A 4,570-nucleotide genomic window follows, 5' to 3' on the forward strand; every position below is an offset into this window, starting at 1 on the left:
CCCCTTCGATCCCGCCCGCGCCGCCGAGTATCCCGCCGTCATCGGGTGCGACGAGGTCGGGCGCGGGGCCCTGTGCGGCCCGGTGGTGGTCGCAGCGGTGTGGTTCGATCCCGTCACGATCCCACCGGACCTGCTCGCCCGCCTCGACGACAGCAAGCGCCTCAAGGAGCCTTTGCGCGAGGCGCTGACGCCGCTGATCCGAGCGCATGCGCGCGTCGCGGTGGCGGCCGGCTCGCGGGCGCTGATCGACCGCGTCAACGTTCGCGTCGCGACCCTCGACGCCATGCGCCGGGCGGTGCTGAAGCTGTCCCTCGACGCGTCGGTGCTGGTCGACGGGCGGGACGCCGTCCCGGGCCTGTCGCAGCCCTGCCGCGCCATCGTCGGGGGCGACGGCGCGGTGCCGCAGATCGCCGCCGCCTCGATCGTCGCCAAGACGTTCCGCGATGGGCTGATGCGGATGCTCGCCCGGCGCCATCCGCATTACGGCTGGGAGCGCAACGTCGGCTACGGCGCCCCCGTGCACCTCGCCGGCCTGAAAGCTCACGGCCGCAGCCCGCACCACCGGCTCAGTTTTACGCGGGGGTACGGCGAGGGCGGCAGTGGGACGGGGCTTGCGGAGGATGTCGCAGCGGTGCCCGTCCCCTCTCCGTGAGACTTCGGCGATGCCGAACCTGGCACGGGTTCCCCTCTCCCCGCGTGCGGGGAGAGGCCCGGCTGCACCTTGTCGCGCAGCCGGGTAGCGCAGGCGTCGCGCAGCCGGATAGCGCAGGCGAAGCCGAAGCGGCGGTGATGGGGGGGGCGACGGATGTGGTTCCTCCGTTGCAGCCCCCTCGTCGTCGGCTGCCGCCTCGCTTTGCCGACGACGAGGTCGGCAAAGCCCTCTCCCCGCGCGCGGGGAGAGGAGATGCGCGCAAGGCGAGCGCCAGAAGCGGAAGCGTGCGAATCCTGTGCCCGAATGGGGGGAAAACGCGGCCCCTTCGCCTCCCGTCACAACAGCGAAAACTGCTCCCCCGGCTTGGCGAAAGCCGAGGCGTCGAGGGTGATGCGCGCCTTCGCGTAGCCGAGCCGCGTTTTCGCCAGGCGCATCCGCGTCGCGATCAGGTCGGCGTAGGCGCCCTCCCCGGTCATGCGCTTGCCGAAGGAGGCGTCGTATTCGCGGCCGCCGCGGGCCTGTGCGATCAGGGAGAAGACGTGACGTTGTCGCCCGGGATAGTGCTCGGCGAACCAGTCGGCGACGAGGTCCTTCAGTTCGTGTGGCAGGCGCAGCAGCACGTGGTTGGCCTCCCGCGCCCCGCAGGCGCGCGCCTCGGTCAGGATCGCCTCGATCTCGTGGTCGTTGAGCGAGGGGATGATCGGCGCGACGATCACCATCACCGGGATGCCGGCTTGGCTGAGCGCACGAATCGCCTCGAGGCGCTTGCGCGGATGCGGCGCGCGCGGCTCCATCTTCCGGGACAGCACCGGATCGAGGGTCGTCACCGAGACCGCGACCTTCACGAGGTTCCGCTCGGCCATCCCGGCGAGGATGTCGATGTCGCGGGTGACGAGGTTGGATTTCGTCACGATCCCGACGGGATGGCGCAGGCGTGCCAGCACCTCCAGCACGGCCCTTGTGATGCGGTGCTCGCGCTCGATCGGCTGGTACGGGTCGGTCGCCGTGCCGAGCGCGATGGTCTGCGCCTCGTAGCCCGGCGCCGACAGCTCGCGCTCCAGCAGGCGCGCCGCGTCCGGCTTGGCGAAGAGCTTTGTCTCGAAGTCGAGCCCGGGCGACAGGCCGGCATAGGCGTGGTTCGGCCGCGCGAAGCAGTACACGCAGCCGTGCTCGCAGCCGCGATAGGGGTTGATCGAGCGATCGAACGGGATGTCGGGCGAGGTGTTGCGCGTGATGATCCCGCGCGCCCGCTCCAGCGTCACCTCGGTCCGTCGCACCGGCCCGGGCTCGTGGGAAGGCCAGCCGTCGTCCAGGCTTTCGCGCCGGATCGCCTCGAACCGGCCGTCCGGGTTGGCGGTGGCGCCCCGTCCGCGCACCGAGTCCCGCGCCGGCGTCGTTGCGGCGAGCCGGCGTGGGCTCGATTCGAGTTCGGACACATGGCGGGGTGCGGACATCGTGATGGGGGCGCCCCGGCGTGGAAGCTGTCTACAATGGAACATAGCAGGAACGAAATCGACGGGATACGCCTCGATTTTAGGCAAGTTCTCAGCGTTTGTGGCAACCGCGCAACGCAAGCGCGTCGCGTCGCGGCCGAGCGTCCTCGCTGGCCGAAAATACGTTATGCGCGACCATGATCTCCGCCCTGGTTCTCGTCGCCGACCCCGGCGACGCCGACGCGCTCGACCGTCTGGCCGACTCCCTGGGGGCGCTCGTGGCGGGCGTCGCCGCCGGTCTCGTGGGCGATGCGGTGATCGTGGCGGCGGCGATGGACCCCGGCGTCGACACCATCGCCGACGCCACAGGTGCCAGCCTCGTGGTGATGCCGCCCGGAGCGAACCCCTGGGTCGCGGGGGCGGCTTTGGCGCGCCGCGACTGGGTCTTGTGCCTCGAGGCCGGCGACGTGCCGGGGGATGGCTGGATCCGCACCCTCGACCGGTTCGTCGGCACCGCGGGCGCCGACGCCCTCGGACGGCTGTCGCGTCCGCATGCGAGCCTCGCGACGCGGCTCGCGGTCTGGGCCGAGGCGATGGTCGGCGCCGGGGTGGCGCGGCCCGGCGACGTGGTCCGGCGCGACCGCCTCACCGAAGCCGGCACGTTCGCGCCTCGGCTGACGCCGCGCCGGCTCATCGCCCGGATCGACCGGGCGTGAGGGTCACACGGTGACGGAGGCGCCCCGGCGCAGGTGCTCGTCGAGGCGCGGCATGATCTCGACGAAGTTGCAGGGGCGGTGCCGGTAATCGAGCTGGCTCGCGAGGATGCCGTCCCAGGCGTCGCGGCAGGCGCCGGGCGACCCCGGGAGCACGAAGACGTAGGTCGCGTTGGCGACCCCCGCCGTCGCCCGCGACTGCAGCGTCGAGGTGCCGATCTTGTCGTAGGAGATGCGGTGGAACACCGCCGAGAAGCCGTCCATCCGTTTCTCGAACAGCGGCTCCAGCGCCTCCGGCGTCACGTCGCGCCCGGTGAATCCGGTGCCGCCGGTGGTGATCACCACGTCGACGCCGGGATCGCGGGTCCAGCCCTCGACCGTCTCGCGGATTGCCGAGACCTCGTCGGGCACGATGGCGCGGGCGGCGAGCGCGTGGCCGGCTGCGGTCAGCCGCTCCGCAAGGGTGTCGCCGGAGCGGTCGTCCTCCGGCCCGCGCGTGTCCGAGACGGTGAGCACCGCGATCGACAGGGGGACGAAGCTGCGGGCAGGCGTGTCGGGCATCGAACGGTCTCCGAGATGTTCGCCCGGAATATGGGCCGTCGGCGCCGATTGTCCCATCCGTCGCCGCCGTGGCGGATCGCGGGCGCGATCCGTGGTATCGGCCCGACGACATGACCGATCCCATCGAACTTCGCGGTGCTCCCATGGATGCGTCCCCCGTCCGCCTCACCAGCCTCGCCCATGGCGGCGGCTGCGGCTGCAAGCTCGATCCCGCGATCCTCCGGTCGCTGCTGGCCGACCAGCCGATCGCCGGGCCGTTCGAGCGCCTGCTCGTCGGCAACGAGACCGCCGACGACGCCGCCGTGTGGGCGCTCGACGACGGCACATGCGTCATCGCCACCACCGACTTCTTCACGCCGATGGTCGACGACCCGCGCGATTTCGGACGGATCGCCGCCACCAACGCGATCTCCGACGTCTACGCCATGGGCGGCCGCCCGATCATGGCGCTCGCCATCCTCGGGATGCCCGTCGGCAAGATCGCGCCCGAGGTCGTCGCCGAGATCCTGAAGGGCGGCGCCGCGACCTGCGCCGAGGCCGGCATCCCGATCGCCGGCGGCCACTCGATCGACACGCCCGAGCCGATCTACGGGCTCGCGGTGATCGGCATCTGCCGCCGCGAGGACGTGCGCCGCAACGCCGACGCGCGGGTCGGCGACGTGCTGATCCTGACCAAGCCGCTCGGCGTCGGCGTCTACTCCGCCGCGATCAAGCGCGACGCCCTGCCGGCGGGCGGCTACGCGGACTTCGTCGCGACGACGACGCTGCTGAACAAGGTCGGCGCCGAGCTCAGTCCCGATCCGGACGTCCACGCCATCACCGACGTGACCGGCTTCGGCCTGCTCGGTCATGGGCTCGAGTTCGCCCGCGGCGCCGGCTGCCGCCTCGCGATCGACTGGGCGGCTGTGCCGCTGCTGCCCGCGGCCGAAGCGCTCGCGCGGGACGGCTTCGTCACCGGCGCGTCCCACCGCAACTGGACCGCCTTCGGTGCCGAGGTCGCGCTGCCCGACGGTTTTCCCGAATGGGCGCGGCACCTGCTCACCGATCCGCAGACCTCCGGCGGCCTGCTCGTCGCCTGCGCGCCCGAGCGCGCCGACGCGATCCTCGCCCGCATCCGCGCCGCCGGGCATCCGGCCGCGGCGATCGTCGGGCGGGCGGAGGCGGGCGCGGCCGGCATCCGCGTCGCCCTCTGAGGCTGCACGCGGAAGGAG

General features: G+C 72.3%; 5 protein-coding genes. 3 read left to right on the forward strand and 2 right to left on the reverse strand.

All coding sequences use genetic code 11. The features are described from left to right. Positions 1–652: ribonuclease HII (locus FV229_RS25380; protein WP_147754583.1), on the forward strand; the 652-nt coding region annotated here is incomplete at its 5' end. Positions 653–987: 335 nt separating this feature from the next. On the opposite strand, the gene FV229_RS25385 is transcribed toward FV229_RS25380, so the two are convergent. Beyond that, on the reverse strand, positions 988–2,106 hold the full coding sequence (locus FV229_RS25385; RefSeq protein WP_147754584.1) for a PA0069 family radical SAM protein: 1,119 nt from the start codon (positions 2,104–2,106) through the stop codon (positions 988–990). A 176-nt stretch (positions 2,107–2,282) separates the two neighbouring features. On the opposite strand from FV229_RS25385, the gene FV229_RS25390 reads away from it, so the two are divergent. Further along, the gene (locus tag FV229_RS25390) at positions 2,283–2,801 is read left to right on the forward strand and encodes a hypothetical protein (RefSeq protein ID WP_147754585.1); all 519 of its coding nucleotides are present in this window, start codon (positions 2,283–2,285) and stop codon (positions 2,799–2,801) included. Between the two features lie 3 nt (positions 2,802–2,804). Here the strand turns inward: FV229_RS25390 and moaB are convergent, their stop codons facing one another. Next, on the reverse strand, positions 2,805–3,359 hold the full coding sequence (gene moaB / locus FV229_RS25395; protein WP_147754586.1) for a molybdenum cofactor biosynthesis protein B: 555 nt from the start codon (positions 3,357–3,359) through the stop codon (positions 2,805–2,807). 143 nt (positions 3,360–3,502) lie between these two features. Here moaB and selD point away from each other — a divergent pair, with 143 nt between their 5' ends. Further along, positions 3,503–4,552 carry a selenide, water dikinase SelD gene (gene selD, locus FV229_RS25400; RefSeq protein ID WP_147754587.1) on the forward strand — a complete coding sequence of 350 codons (1,050 nt, stop codon included), beginning with the start codon at positions 3,503–3,505 and terminating at the stop codon, positions 4,550–4,552. Positions 4,553–4,570 lie beyond the last annotated feature (18 nt).

The organism is Methylobacterium sp. WL120, assembly GCF_008039465.1.
GTDB lineage: Bacteria > Pseudomonadota > Alphaproteobacteria > Rhizobiales > Beijerinckiaceae > Methylobacterium > Methylobacterium cerastii.

Excerpts from the sequence above, each read along its gene's own strand:
- FV229_RS25385 (WP_147754584.1), bottom strand. The coding sequence starts at position 2,106 with ATGTCCGCACCCCGCCATGTGTCCGAACTCGAATCGAGCCCACGCCGG.
- FV229_RS25390 (WP_147754585.1), top strand. The coding sequence starts at position 2,283 with ATGATCTCCGCCCTGGTTCTCGTCGCCGACCCCGGCGACGCCGACGCG.
- moaB (WP_147754586.1), bottom strand. The coding sequence starts at position 3,359 with ATGCCCGACACGCCTGCCCGCAGCTTCGTCCCCCTGTCGATCGCGGTG.
- selD (WP_147754587.1), top strand. The coding sequence starts at position 3,503 with ATGGATGCGTCCCCCGTCCGCCTCACCAGCCTCGCCCATGGCGGCGGC.